The organism is Marinobacter aromaticivorans (assembly GCF_002806975.1).
Taxonomy (GTDB): Bacteria; Pseudomonadota; Gammaproteobacteria; order Pseudomonadales; family Oleiphilaceae; genus Marinobacter; species Marinobacter aromaticivorans.
In genome coordinates this window covers 94377-107899 of record NZ_NIHD01000006.1, presented here as the reverse complement: position 1 = coordinate 107899, position 13523 = coordinate 94377, and the positions used below count along the sequence as shown (strand labels likewise).

At 56.4% G+C, this 13523-nt stretch carries 11 protein-coding genes; all 11 read right to left on the bottom strand.

What is annotated here, in order from left to right; genetic code table 11:
* Window positions 1-5 precede the first annotated feature (5 nt).
* Window positions 6-1241, bottom strand: a complete 1236-nt coding sequence (locus CDH48_RS10480; protein ID WP_100688688.1) for an O-succinylhomoserine sulfhydrylase — start codon at window positions 1239-1241, stop codon at window positions 6-8.
* Window positions 1242-1267: 26 nt separating this feature from the next.
* The gene (gene purF / locus CDH48_RS10475; protein WP_100688687.1) at window positions 1268-2794 is read right to left on the bottom strand and encodes an amidophosphoribosyltransferase; all 1527 of its coding nucleotides are present in this window, start codon (window positions 2792-2794) and stop codon (window positions 1268-1270) included.
* A 34-nt stretch (window positions 2795-2828) separates the two neighbouring features.
* Window positions 2829-3365, bottom strand: coding sequence for a CvpA family protein (locus CDH48_RS10470; protein WP_100688686.1), 537 nt, complete (start codon window positions 3363-3365; stop codon window positions 2829-2831).
* A 91-nt stretch (window positions 3366-3456) separates the two neighbouring features.
* Complete coding sequence (locus CDH48_RS10465) at window positions 3457-4149, bottom strand: SPOR domain-containing protein (protein WP_100688826.1); 693 nt, start codon at window positions 4147-4149, stop codon at window positions 3457-3459.
* A gap of 111 nt (window positions 4150-4260) precedes the next feature.
* Entirely contained in the window at window positions 4261-5565 is a 1305-nt protein-coding gene (gene folC / locus CDH48_RS10460; protein WP_100688685.1) for a bifunctional tetrahydrofolate synthase/dihydrofolate synthase, read from the bottom strand.
* Window positions 5546-6472, bottom strand: a complete 927-nt coding sequence (gene accD, locus CDH48_RS10455; RefSeq protein ID WP_100688684.1) for an acetyl-CoA carboxylase, carboxyltransferase subunit beta — start codon at window positions 6470-6472, stop codon at window positions 5546-5548. Before accD ends, folC begins: the two co-directional genes overlap by 20 nt.
* A gap of 45 nt (window positions 6473-6517) precedes the next feature.
* On the bottom strand, window positions 6518-7330 hold the full coding sequence (gene trpA / locus CDH48_RS10450) for a tryptophan synthase subunit alpha (protein ID WP_100688683.1): 813 nt from the start codon (window positions 7328-7330) through the stop codon (window positions 6518-6520).
* 19 nt (window positions 7331-7349) lie between these two features.
* A complete protein-coding gene (gene trpB / locus CDH48_RS10445; protein WP_379923747.1) occupies window positions 7350-8558 on the bottom strand; it encodes a tryptophan synthase subunit beta in 1209 nt (402 codons plus the stop codon).
* Window positions 8551-9180, bottom strand: coding sequence for a phosphoribosylanthranilate isomerase (locus tag CDH48_RS10440; RefSeq protein WP_100688681.1), 630 nt, complete (start codon window positions 9178-9180; stop codon window positions 8551-8553). The genes trpB and CDH48_RS10440 overlap by 8 nt, the downstream gene beginning before the upstream one ends.
* The gene (gene truA, locus CDH48_RS10435; RefSeq protein ID WP_100688680.1) at window positions 9177-10088 is read right to left on the bottom strand and encodes a tRNA pseudouridine(38-40) synthase TruA; all 912 of its coding nucleotides are present in this window, start codon (window positions 10086-10088) and stop codon (window positions 9177-9179) included. The genes CDH48_RS10440 and truA overlap by 4 nt, the downstream gene beginning before the upstream one ends.
* A 105-nt stretch (window positions 10089-10193) precedes the next feature.
* Complete coding sequence (locus CDH48_RS10430) at window positions 10194-13373, bottom strand: FimV/HubP family polar landmark protein (protein WP_100688679.1); 3180 nt, start codon at window positions 13371-13373, stop codon at window positions 10194-10196.
* Between the last annotated feature and the right edge of the window lie 150 nt (window positions 13374-13523).

The window sequence follows — 13523 nt, the reverse complement described above, 5'->3', positions numbered from 1 at the left end:
AAACGTTAAGTGTTGCTTGCGTTCTGAAGCACCTGAAGGCCTCTGTACAAGTCCGTTTTCAGGTCTTCAATTGCCTCAATACCTACCGAAAGACGTATAAGGTTTTCGGTAATACCCGCCCTGGACTTGTCTTCCGGAGACAAGCGCCCGTGAGTTGTGGTTGCCGGATGAGTAATTGTCGTTTTCACGTCGCCCAGATTCGCTGTAATCGAGATCATCCGCGTGGCATCAATAAATTTCCACGCTTCCTCCCGACCGCCTTTCAGACAGAATGACAGCACACCACCAAACCCTTTCTGCTGGCTCTTTGCAAGAGCATGCTGAGGGTGGCTCTCAAGGCCAGCGTAATACACACGCTCCACCTCCGGTTGCTGCTCCAGCCATGTCGCCAACTCTAACGCATTGTCGCAGTGGGCGCGCATACGGATTGGTAAGGTTTCCAGGCCCTTATGGAACACCCAGGCGTTAAAAGGGCTCATGGTGGGCCCGGCAGATCTCAGAAAGCCGTAAACCTCTTCCATGAGTTTTTCGGGACCAACAACCACACCACCCACGCAGCGCCCCTGGCCGTCCAGGTACTTGGTGGCCGAGTGGATAACGATATCCGCTCCATGCTCCAGGGGGCGCTGTAGCACGGGTGTGCAGAAACAGTTGTCCACCACGAACAAGGCGTTGTTGTTGTGAGCCAGGGATGCAAGCGCCGCCATGTCCGCAACTTCACAGAGCGGATTGGACGGTGTTTCAATAAACAGCATGCGTGTTTCCGGGCGCACCGCGGAAGCCCACTCCCGGGTGTCGGTCAGGCTCACAAAAGTGGTTTCAACGCCAAATTTTGCCATGTATTTCTGGAACAGCACGTTGGTTGTTCCAAACACCCCTCGGGAACACACCACATGGTCGCCGCCTTTCAGCAAAGCGATGCAGGTACTGAGAATCGCCGCCATACCGGATGCCGTAGCAACAGCCCGCTCCCCGCCTTCCATTGCCGCAATACGGCCCTCGAACGCCTGCACCGTCGGATTGGTGAAGCGTGAGTAGATGTTGCCCGATTCCTCACCACCGAATCGTGCCGCCGCCTGGGCCGCAGAGCCGTAAACGAAGCTTGAGGTCGGGAAAATCGCATCGCTGTGTTCCAGCTGGCCGGTCCGCAGCTGCCCTGCTCTCACCGCCAGAGTATCCAGAGACATACCCTCAAGATCCGATTCGGGAATCCGGACAGTTTCTTCGCGGTGAAAAGTCATGAGCAGCTCCTGATAAGGCCCGGCAATCAGTCTTCGTCGTTATGGAGATCAATGATGGCATTGTCGCAGGACGACGCGTCCATATTTCCCGAACGTTTCATATCGTTACGGGCTTCATCCAGACGGTCAAGGTAGGTGGCGTCAATATCACCGGTCACGTACTCGCCGGTAAACACAGAACACTCCCAACCTTCGATATCGTCATTTACATCGCTGACACAGGTCACCAGGTCGTCCAGGTCCTGATACAGCAGCCAGTCTGCGCCGATCAGCTCACGGACTTCCTCAACAGTTCTGTCGTGCGCAATCAATTCGCTGGCCGATGGCATATCAATGCCGTAAACATTAGGGTAGCGGACCGGGGGCGCCGCCGAGGCAAAGTAGACCTTCCTGGCTCCGGCATCCCTGGCCATCTGCACAATTTCCTTGCAGGTTGTGCCACGGACAATGGAATCGTCAACCAGCATTACGTTCTTCCCCTTGAACTCCAGATCAATGGGGTTGAGCTTCTGGCGCACCGATTTTTTGCGCATCTTCTGCCCGGGCATGATAAAGGTGCGGCCGATGTAACGGTTCTTGATAAAACCTTCCCGGAATTTCAGGCCCAGCCGGTGGGCCATTTGCATGGCAGAGGTGCGGCTTGTATCGGGAATCGGCATAACCACGTCAATATCGTGATCCGGGCGCTCACGCAGTACCTTGTCTGCCAGGGTTTCACCCATGCGCAGCCGTGCCTTGTATACGGAGACACCATCAATAATGGAATCGGGCCGCGCAAAATAAACGTGTTCGAAAATACAGGGAAACAGGTGCGGCTCTGACGCGCATTGCTGGGTGTAAAGCGTGCCATCGGTTTCAATGTATACCGCCTCGCCCGGGGCAATGTCCCGTACAAGTGTGTAACCGGCAGCACTGAGCGCCACGCTCTCGGATGCAATCATGTACTCCTTGCGGCCATCCTCAGCGGTTCTTTCACCGTAACAGGCGGGGCGAATCCCGTTCGGATCGCGGAAACCGACAATGCCGTAGCCGGTTATCATGGCAATGACAGCGTAGGCACCACGGCAGCGTTGATGAACGGCTCTTACCGCCGAGAATACATCTTCCTTCGTCGGGTCAAGCTTGCCCAGTTTCTGCAGTTCATGGGCAAATACATTCAGCAGAACCTCGGAATCCGAGTTGGTGTTGATATGGCGCAGATCTGTGCGGAACAGATCCCGGCTCAGTTCATCGGCGTTGGTCAGATTGCCATTGTGGGCCAGGGTAATGCCATAGGGGCTGTTTACGTAAAAAGGCTGGGCCTCGGCTGAACTGGAACTTCCCGCTGTAGGATAACGCACATGGCCAATCCCCACGTTACCTACAAGCCGGCGCATATGGCGGGTATGGAAAACGTCACGTACCAGGCCATTGTCTTTGCGCAGATAGAAGCGATCATCCTGAAAAGTGACAATGCCCGCCGCATCCTGGCCCCGGTGTTGAAGTACAGTCAGCGCATCATAGAGCGACTGATTAACGTTGGAAGTACTGACAATGCCGACAATGCCACACATGGATAAGGTAATCTCCGGGTGTTAATTCTGAATGTTAGCGGGATGCGGACGTGGGTTCCACGGCCTTTTGGGGTTCCGGTGCGAGAAAACGGGCAAACTCATCACCGAACGTGCGCCGCGACCAGTCTTCAACCACTGAAAGCCGGTCAATCATGACGGACGTTCTCCACCAGGTATCCTGCGCCAACGGGGTATAACGGATAAATGCAATGGCGACAATAACAACAACAATGCCACGCAGAAGACCAAAGCCCATACCCAGCACCCGGTCGGTGGCCGAAAGCCCGGTAGCCCGGACCAGATGACCGATCATGTTATTGATGATGGCGCCAACAATAAGTGTACCGAAAAAGAGAATGGCAAAGGCTGCTATCAGACGCACCAGCGGCGTTTCGACCGTGTTCTCCAGCAACGCCTGCATTTGCGGATGAAAGGTTCGGGCGAGTATGAACGCACCCACCCAGGTTACCAGAGACAGCGCTTCTTTGACGAAGCCCCGTTTCAGGCTGATGAGAGTGGAAACTGTAATGAGGGCAATGATGACCCAGTCAATCCAGATCAGCGCTTCCATGAAAATCCCGATGGAGAAAAGGAAGCGCGAATTCTATCAGGAAACCCGGGCGCGCCAAACCGCCTGAATGATATAAAGCGGGTTAAAAGCGTTATTTGTCGCCGGAAGTCACCAGGCTGTTCAGGCTGAACGCCTCATCCAGCGCGCGTTTCGCGGCTTCCGCTTTGGACTTGTCGGCAAAAGGCCCGCTGAAAACCCGTGTCAGGGTAGTGTCTCCGCGGACCACTTCCTGAAGATGGGAGCTGTAACCTTTTTCACGAACCTTGTCTCTGAGGCGGCGAGCATTGTCGCTGTTGCCAAAGCTGCCCAACTGCACAACCCAGGCACCCTCCAGAGAGCGCGTGAATTCCGCACTGGTTTGCTCTGCGTCGCCGCGGGATTCCGGGCTTTCAGAGCTGGCTGGTGGTGATGCTGCTGCGGTGGAAACCTCTGGAGATGGCGTTGCAGGCTCCTGCTTCGGAGTTTCGGGTTGTGCCACATCGGGTGCGTTGTTAGGGCGATTATCCGGTACCGGGCGAACGGCCGGCTCACCCTCTTCAAGAATGCGGAAACCGGGGCTGCCGGAGCCCGGGCTTTCGGCTGCCTCGCTATCCTGCCGGTAAGGGGGCGGCGGTGCTATATCCGGCTCCGGGGCGTCAACTTCCGGAAAAGGCGGCTCTTCGGGGATGTTGATGGAGGTAGAGGTACGCTCCGAGTGAGGCTCATCGAACACCATGGGAACAAAGATAACGGCCAGCGAAATCAGAACCAGCGCTCCAATTATTCTTTGCTTCAGTCCATCCACGTTGCACAACTCCCCGTTGATTTTTCCTGAAACATACTAACCGCCCACCTGCTATAACTCAAAGCCCTGCACGGCGCTATGGACAAAGTTTAAGACGCAGGCATTGACTGCCTACCCTAGCAGCGACCGGGCTTCCGCAACGGTATAAAATGAGCCGAAAATGATAATAATATCATTTCGTTCAGCATCGCTTTTTGCCGACAAAATCGCCTGGTGCACAGAGTCATGAGCGCTAACCTGCGACAATGCACAGGGCGCAAGAGCAGTTTTCAGCTCCAGCGAACGCAACCCCCTCGGCACATCCAGCCCGGCCAGATACCAGCTATCAACAATCGGTGCCATGGCTGCAGCCACACCCTTAACGTCTTTGTCGGCAAGTGCTGCGTAGACCGCAAGAACTCTCCGCCCGGGTGTCTTACAAGCCGCCAGCCGCGCGCACAGCCACCTGGCTGCGTGTGGGTTGTGCCCCACATCCACAAATACTTCCGGTTCACGTTCAAGGCGCTCGAACCGCCCCGGCAGGCTTATCTGTGCCAGCGCATGTTCGAGCAGAACCTGCTCCGTACCCGGCTCAAGAATGCGCATCGCCATCACAGCAGCAGCCACACTCTGGAGTGGCAGCGGTCCCGCCGGGAGCCTGATAACCTGGCCATCAACCTGCAGGGAGGCAGACAATTCGCCACCCTCAGAGACAAACTCCCTGACGATATAGTCCTGCCCTGCTCTTTTGAGTTTTACTTTCTGGGCCGCTGCCTGCTGGAGCACGGAGCGGGGCGGATCTGTATCTGCAATAATGGCCGGAATCCCGGGGCGAAGAATACCGGCTTTTTCAAAACCGATGACTTCCCGGTTGTGGCCAAGAAACGCCACATGATCAATATCCACAGACGTTATAATCGCCAGATCGGCATCCACCGCGTTTACAGCATCAAGCCGCCCGCCAAGACCTACTTCCAGAATCCAGTCCTGCACCCCGGATTCCCCAAGCGCCACAAACGCCGCGAGGGTACCGAACTCAAAATAGGTAAGCGTGACCGAACCGCGAGCGGCTTCGACCTTTTCAAATGCCGAGATCAGAGCCGCGTCATCAATATCCTTGCCATCAATGCGGATACGTTCATTGTATTTTTGCAGGTGTGGCGAAGTGTAGGCGCCGGTGCGTCGGCCTGATGCCTGCAACAACGACTCAAGCGCTGCGACTGCACTGCCCTTGCCATTGGTGCCGGCAACCGTTATCACCCGTGCTGCCGGCCGGCTCCGGAACAGGCGGCGCAAAACCATCAGAACCCGGTCAAGACCGAGATCGATTTCAACAGGGTGGATCAGTTCAAGCCAGGACAACCACTGGTCAAGTGTGGCACCTGCCCCCGGTGCTTTCGGGGGCCGGGATTGGGGGTTACTCGGCGGGAGTGTCAATGTCTGGCTTTTCCGTGAGCTCGAATTCTATGGGTTCATCAGTACCCGGTCGTTCCTGACCGGTGAACTTGGCCAGTACATGGGCAATGCGCTCACGCATCTGGTGGCGGTGCAGAATCATGTCAATAGCACCGTGTTCCAGCAAGAACTCACTGCGCTGGAAACCCTCCGGCAGTTTTTCACGAACTGTCTGCTCGATAACCCGCGGCCCGGCAAAGCCGATGAGCGCATTGGGCTCTGCGATGTTAAGGTCGCCCAGCATTGCCAGGCTGGCGGACACGCCCCCGAACACCGGATCGGTCATCACGGAAATATAGGGAAGGCCTTCCTGCTTCATGCGCTCAAGCACAGCGGCGGTTTTGGACATCTGCATCAAAGAGAGAATGGCTTCCTGCATGCGCGCACCACCACTGGCGGAAAAACAGACCAGAGGGATACGTTCTGCCAGCGCAACGTTTGCAGCCTGTACAAACTTTTCGCCAACGACCTGGCCCATGGACCCACCCATAAAGCCAAATTCAAAAGAACAGGCCACCAGAGGCACACCCAGGGTTCTGCCCTTCATGGCAACAAGAGCATCTTTCTCACCTGTGGCCTTCTGGGCCTGACTCAACCGCTCCTTGTAGCGTTTGGTATCCTTGAACTTGAGTCTATCCCAGGGTTCCAGGTTTTCGCCAATTTCTTCCCGGCCATCTTCATCAAGAAAAATGTCGAGGCGGCGGCGGGCGGCGACCCTCAGGTGATGATTGCACTTCGGGCAAACATCCAGGTTTTTCTCCAGCTCCGGCTTATACAGAAAGGCGCCGCATTTCGGGCATTTTTTCCATAGCCCTTCAGGAACGCCTGTTCTGCGAGTGGATTCCGAGCGGATTTTGCCCGGCATTATCTTGTCCAGCCAGTTACTCATGGTTTTTTCCTGTCCTTTGATTCCGGTCTGCCCTCGCCTTCCGGGTCAGGAAGCCAGGCTATCCAGTGCTTCACGCATCGGGTTGAGCAGATCCGTCAGTGCCCGTTTAAGCTCTTCGATATCTGCCTGATTTCTGGCTATTGTATCGACCAGAACACTGCCAACAATTACACCATCGGATACCCGCCCCACGGCAGCGGCTGTTTCCGCATCGCGAATGCCAAAGCCGACACCAACCGGCAGGGCCGTCAATTCGTGAATGCGAGCCACTTTTGCAGCTACTTCATCCACATTTATTCTGGCAGCTCCGGTCACACCCTTAAATGAAACATAGTACACATATCCGGAAGAGTGATCGGCAATCGCGCGAATCCGATCATCGGTTGTCGTTGGCGCAAGCAAGAAAATCGGGTCCAGCCCGCGCTGTGCGAACAGCGGCGCAACGTCGCCTGCTTCTTCCGGCGGCAGATCGACCGTGAGAATACCGTCCACACCGGCTTCTGCGGCGGCATCGGCAAAGGCTTCGTACCCCATGGCTTCGATGGGATTGAGGTAGCCCATCAACACCACCGGAGTGGTGTCATTGGTTTTTCTGAATTCGCTTACCATCGCCAGTACGCGGCGCAGGGACGTGCCATGCTTGAGGGCACGCTCACAGGCCAGCTGAATCACCGGGCCATCTGCCATGGGATCAGAAAACGGCACACCCAGCTCGATTATATCCACCCCGGCATCCACCATGGTGTGCATCAGGCCTACGGTCTCATCCGGGTGAGGGTCACCGGCTGTAATAAAGGGAATCAGCGCCTTCCGGCCTTGTCCTTTGAGGGTTCGCAGAACCCCTTCAATTCGGCTCATGCCTGCTCCTGTCGATTATTCAGAGTTCGATACCATCCAACTGCGCAACGGTATGAATGTCTTTGTCGCCGCGACCGGAAATATTGATTACCACCATCTGGTCCTTGTCCATGGTAGCCGCCAGTTTGACTGCATAGGCAACTGCATGGGCGGTTTCAAGTGCCGGCATAATACCCTCAACGAGCGTCAGCATGCGAAACGCTTCCAGGGCTTCATCATCGGTTACCGACACATAGTTGGCCCGCCCGATGTCTTTTAGCCAGCTGTGTTCCGGCCCTACGCCCGGATAATCCAGACCGGCACTTACCGAGTGGGTTCCGGCAATCTGACCGTTCTCGTCTTCCATCAGGTAGGTGCGGTTGCCATGCAATACACCCGGGCGCCCTGCGCACAAGGGTGCTGCGTGCTGCCCGGTATCAATACCCAGCCCACCGGCTTCCACGCCATAAAGCTGCACGGATTCGTCAGTAAGGAACGGGTAAAACATGCCGATCGCGTTGGAGCCTCCGCCCACGCAGGCCACCAGCGCATCGGGCAGCTTTCCGGTTTTTTCCAGTGACTGGCGACGGGTTTCACGACCGATCACTGACTGGAAATCCCGCACCAGCAACGGGTATGGATGCGGGCCAGCGACGGTACCGATGATGTAAAAGGTATCATCCACATTTGTGACCCAATCACGCATGGCCTCATTCATTGCATCTTTGAGGGTTCGGCTTCCGCTTTCCACCGCATGTACCTGGGCGCCAAGAAGTTTCATGCGATACACGTTGAGTGATTGGCGCTGAACATCTTCTGCACCCATGAAAACGTGGCATTCCAGCCCGAGGCGGGCACAGACTGTGGCAGTGGCCACACCGTGCTGCCCCGCACCGGTTTCGGCTATGATCCGCTTTTTCCCGAGAAAACTGGCCAACAGCGCCTGGCCAACGGTGTTATTAACCTTGTGCGCCCCCGTGTGGTTGAGATCTTCCCGCTTCAGCCAGATCTGGGCACCGCCGGTTTCCCGGGTCAGTCGCTCGGCAAAATACAGCGGGCTGGGCCGGCCCACATAATTTGCGAGATCCTTGTCAAACGTAGCCTGAAATTCCGGATCTTTCCTGAGGCGAAGGTATTCCCGCTCCAGAGTCATCAGGGAATCCATCAGCGTTTCGGAAACAAACCGTCCGCCAAAGGCACCGAAATGCCCCCGCGCATCCGGCAACGCCGTCAGCATTTCTTCAGTCAGTTTTACAGACACGGTGAACCTCACAAATAAAGTCGGAAATTTTTTTGATGTCTTTGATGCCTTTAGCCTTTTCAACACCGCCGCTGACATCTACAGCCCAGGGCTTCACCTTCTCTACAGCGTCGGACACGTTATCAGATGACAACCCACCGGCCAATATCAGCGGTAGCGTGCGAACCGAGGGAATCAGGTCCCAGTTGAATGAGTGCCCGGTGCCTCCGTAACGGTCGGGATCCCAGGCATCGACCAAAAGCCCGGATGCCAGATGGTAATCCCTGAAGGCCTGCTCAATTTGCCCGGCGCTCTGCACCCTGACAGCCTTTATCCAGCGCCGGCCAAACCCGGCGCAGAAGTCGGGTGTTTCGTCCCCGTGGAACTGCAGCAGGTCCAGCGGAATACGGTTGAGAACCTCTCTGACATAGGTGTCGGAAGGATTCACAAACAGCCCGACAACGGAAACAAATGCCGGCACGTGCCGGGCAAGCACTTCAGCCTGCCCGATAGTGACAGATCGCGGGCTGGGCTCGTAAAAGACCAGCCCCAGGGCGTCCGCACCGTTGGCAACGGCAGCCTCCACATCTTCAACACGAGTCAGGCCGCAGATTTTCACACGTGTATTCATGATACCTGTACCGGCTTCTGTTTCGGATGAATATGTGTAGGGGCAACCGGCCTGTTCTCGGCCTGGCTGAACCAGGGCCTCAGAAACCCGGGGCCGCATTCCGCGGCTGGCAGACCGCAGGCTTCAGGATATCCGACATCGACCAGATACAAGCCATGGGGCGGTGCGGTGACTCCGGCAAGGGTGCGATCTTTCGCCAGCAGTATGTCATGAATCCATGATGACGGCTGCTTTCCAGTACCTACGGCCATCAGCGCCCCGGCTATATTCCGAACCATGTGGTGCAGAAAAGCGTTGGCCTGCACATCAATTACGACGAACTGGCCCTTACGGGTTACCTTGATCCGCTCCAGAAAACGCACAGGTGTCCGGGACTGGCAACCGGCAGCACGGAATGAGGAAAAATCGTGCTCACCAACAAGTGCCTGAGCCGCATTATGCATGCATTGTGCATCAAGCGGGCGAAACGTCCAGCTTACCTGGCCCCGCTGAATCCCGGGCCTGACCGGGCTGTTGTAGATAACATAGCGATAACGCCGGTAAATGGCGGAAAAACGTGCATGAAAGTCATCAACGCAATTACCTGCCCAATGCACGGCAATATCGAATGGCAAGGCGGTATTAATGCCCATAACCCATGAGCGCAGGTTACGAACGGAGGAAGTTTCAAAATGCGCTATCTGGTAGCTTGCATGGACCCCGGCATCCGTGCGCCCTGCGCAGACCAGATCCACTGAATGATCAGCCACTTGCGCCACGGCTCTGGCAAGCTCCGCCTCCACCGAGCGCACTCCGGACTTCTGAAGTTGCCAGCCATGAAAATGGCGGCCATCGTATTCGAAAGCCAAAGCAACCCGGCCGCCACCGATGGCATTGTCTGTTGTAAGTTCCTGGGGGTGAAGAAACAAATGTAAATCCGGAAAAGTGTTGCTGTAAAAACAAAGCGCCGGCTGAATACCGGGACAAATCCCGGCGACCGGCGCCTGTTGCCTCTGTTATCCGATTATAGCGGATCAGGACATATTTTTAAGCAACTCCTGAGCTTCCACTTTCTGCTCATCGTCGCCCTCAAGGGCTACTTCTTCAAGAATATCACGGGCACCATCATTATCTCCCATCTCGATATAGGCCCGCGCCAGATCCAGCTTGGTTGCTGCTTCATCGGTTCCCGCCAGGAAATCGAAGTCGTCATCATCGCCAAGCTCGTTTTCACCGATATCATCCAGCGATGATTTCGCAGGTCCATCTTCCTGGACCTCGTCGGAGGCTACCGGCAGTTCGTCATCCTGCAGATTGGCTTCCGGCTCTTCGATCAAACCATCCAGCGAGTCGAGGTCGAGTTCATCAAGATCGTCCAGATTTGCCAGCTCTTCCTCTCCGGCAATCTCCTGTTCCGGGCTTGCCGTGTCGCTCTCACCCATGAGCTCACTTTCGCGCAGCGTATCTTCAAGCTCAAGCTCATCGTCCAGAGAAAGCTCATCATCCTCCGAGCTGGCATTTGCAGAGTCGGCTGAATCCGAGAACTCCTCCATCAAAGCGAGATCCTCATCGGACACATCCAGCTCAAGATCATCGAGCGTGGATTCTTCCATTTCGGCTCCCCCAAGCTCATCTTCCTCGCCGGCTACCTTGTCCAGCTCGGCATCCAGCTCGTCCAGGAAGGACTCATCGAGCGAATCGAATTCTCCGCCTTCGGTTTCTGCTTCCGGTTCTGACGATTCATCAGCAGCCCCGGTTAATGGCTCTTCCAGTGGCTCCTCTGGCTCATCCAGATCGATTTCAAGGGAGGAAAAATCTTCCTCCCCGGACGCAGTCTCTGTTGAGTCAGCGTCATCAGCCTCCGGCATCTCGATGCCCGACAGATCGTATTCGATCATGTCGTCAGCGGTCTTTTTGTCTTTTTCTTCTTCCTCATCTGAGGCCCTGGTGTCCGCAGCGGCTTCTGCCTCTTCCAGGGTATCAAGTTCAAAGTCGCTCAGGTCCGAGTCAAAATCACCAAATTCATTCTCAACCTGCTCTTCACGCTCGGCGTCATACTGGTCAGCCAGGGTTTCATCAGACACAGACGTTCCAGACTCTTCGCCAAAGGACGTTGAGCGCAGTTGCGATTCGAGATCGTCAATGCTCGGCATCGACTCCGCCTCTTCCAGGCGCCCACGAAGATCGGTAGCCTCGGCAATGGCTTCGTCATCACCCAGGGTCTGTATTTCGCCATACTGCTTCTCGAACGAGTCGCGGTCCTGGTTATCTGCGTAAACACCTAGAAGTTTCAGGCGCAGATCCGTGCGGCTTGGCTCCCGGGAAATAGCTGTTTCCAGAACCTGGGCCGCCTCTTCGTAACGACCGTAGGCCAGGTAGGCTTTCGCCTCTTCCAGAGCGTCACCATTGACAACGCCGCTGTGTGCCGGCTCATCGTCTTCGAGACTCAGGTCGAAGGTATCATCAGGCGCATCCGGTTCGTTGTTCAACTGCTCATAGAAGGCTTTCTCGCGGTTGGCGTTGCGCCGGGCAAGAAGCAGAAGCAGGAGCAGAAGAACGACCAAGCCGCCACCAAGTGCGATCTGATAGATTATGTTGCCGGTGATGGCATCAATCAGGTTGCCGGGGAAGCCCTTCTCCGCTGCGGGTTCGGGTTTCGGTTGCACCCTGGCGTCCGGTGCCTCAGTGATTACCGGCGGCTGTGCGGTATCTTCCTGGGCGGTAGCCGTATCATCCGTGGCTGCTTCCATATCGGTCGCAGCGGTCTCGCCCGGACTTTCCTGCACGCCCTCGGGTTCTGCCGCTTCTTCCGCGGCTTGAGCATCAGCCTCAGCCTCAGCAGTGCCTGCCCCGGGCATATCCTCCTGATTGGTTCCTACAGCGGCCAAATCTGCATCTGCAGGCGTCTCACCCGCCGATTCTGCCATGGCGCCGCCATCTTCAGGCGCAGATTCAGCCTCAATGCTACCGTCTTCAGTTGCTGCAACTTCTTCGCCTGCCGGAGTGGCAGTTGCTGCGGTATCATCCGGCGCAGTGCCTTCCTCCGCCGGCGGTGTTGCTTGCGGCGCTGCATCGCCCGCTGCGACACCCTGCTGCATCTCGGCAAGCTGGGTGTTTTTCAGTTCAAGCAAACGCTGCAGGGTTTTTACCTGATCCTGAAGGTCATCAACCCGGCTGTTGAGCTCGTCATTCTCCCGGCGAGCACTTTCCAGTTCTTCCATGATGACCGCCGTACCGGCATCAACGCCACCGGCCAACTGGCTGTCACCGCCGGCAGAGCCACTTTCCGTTTCGCTGCGGCCACCTTCATTGTCTGCAACCAGAAGCCTGAGCTCGTCACCACCTGCGCGGGCTCCGCCTGTGTCTCCGGCCTCCGGCTGCCGGGCAGGCGTGGCGTCAACAGTGCGCCTGGGCTGCTGGAACTCCTCATTCTGCAGGGCAACCACCCGGGTTGCCTCGGCCCGACTGCGGCTGCGAATCTGTTCTACGGTTGGAACACGCAGTATTTCCCCACGCTTAAGGCGGTTGATGTTGTTACCAATAAAGGCGTCCGGATTCAGATCCTGAAGGGCCAGCATGACCTGTTGCATGGACAGGCTGTCATCCGGGCGAACGGCAGATGCAATCGTCCAGAGCGTGTCAGACGCGCCTGTAGGGCCAAAAGTGTCTGAGCGGTAACCACTGCTCCGGGACTGCTCCACCCTGGCCTGGCGTCGCATCGACTCGGCGCTGCGGTCAGCAGTGGCTGGCCGGGACTGAGCGGCCGGCGCACTGGAAGGTGCACGCACCTGCTCTGTAATACCTGATTCTTCAGCATAGACCGGGGGATCCACCAGAACCGCGTATTCACGCATCAACCGGCCGTTAGGCCAGGTCAGTTCCAGCAGGAAATTGAGGTACGGCTCTCGCAGTGGCTCACGGGAGGACACATTCACCACCAGGCTGCCATCCGGGCTCGTAGTTACGTCGAAACGAAGTTTGCCAACAAACCGGTCCCGCTGCAGCCCAAGCCTCTCGTAAGCTTTCGGCGGCGCTACATTCACAAACACATCACCGGGATCAACGCCCCGGCTTTGCGGCAGAACGATTTCCGCTTCCATCGGCTCATTCAGATAGGACTGAAGTTCAATCTCACCCAGCCCGAGGGCTTGAGCGACGCCGGATCCCAGACCTCCCGCCAGAGCCAGTGCAACCGCAAGCTTGCGTACCTTCATGCTTTTTCCTTTCCAGTCCCCGTTATTCTTGACTGTTTTTAAAACAGAATCTTGTGAGGCAGGAGAATTGCGCCCGAATAATTCTGATTTAATATGTCACGCTATCAATTTTCAGTCCGGCAAGTATTGTTGATAAAACCCGTTTTATCA

What these genes read in the sequence shown, in the direction of transcription:
- CDH48_RS10480 (WP_100688688.1), bottom strand. Translation starts at nt 1,241, where the DNA reads ATGACTTTTCACCGCGAAGAAACTGTCCGGATTCCCGAATCGGATCTT.
- purF (WP_100688687.1), bottom strand. Translation starts at nt 2,794, where the DNA reads ATGTGTGGCATTGTCGGCATTGTCAGTACTTCCAACGTTAATCAGTCG.
- CDH48_RS10470 (WP_100688686.1), bottom strand. Translation starts at nt 3,365, where the DNA reads ATGGAAGCGCTGATCTGGATTGACTGGGTCATCATTGCCCTCATTACA.
- accD (WP_100688684.1), bottom strand. Translation starts at nt 6,472, where the DNA reads ATGAGTAACTGGCTGGACAAGATAATGCCGGGCAAAATCCGCTCGGAA.
- trpA (WP_100688683.1), bottom strand. Translation starts at nt 7,330, where the DNA reads ATGAGCCGAATTGAAGGGGTTCTGCGAACCCTCAAAGGACAAGGCCGG.
- CDH48_RS10440 (WP_100688681.1), bottom strand. Translation starts at nt 9,180, where the DNA reads ATGAATACACGTGTGAAAATCTGCGGCCTGACTCGTGTTGAAGATGTG.
- CDH48_RS10430 (WP_100688679.1), bottom strand. Translation starts at nt 13,373, where the DNA reads ATGAAGGTACGCAAGCTTGCGGTTGCACTGGCTCTGGCGGGAGGTCTG.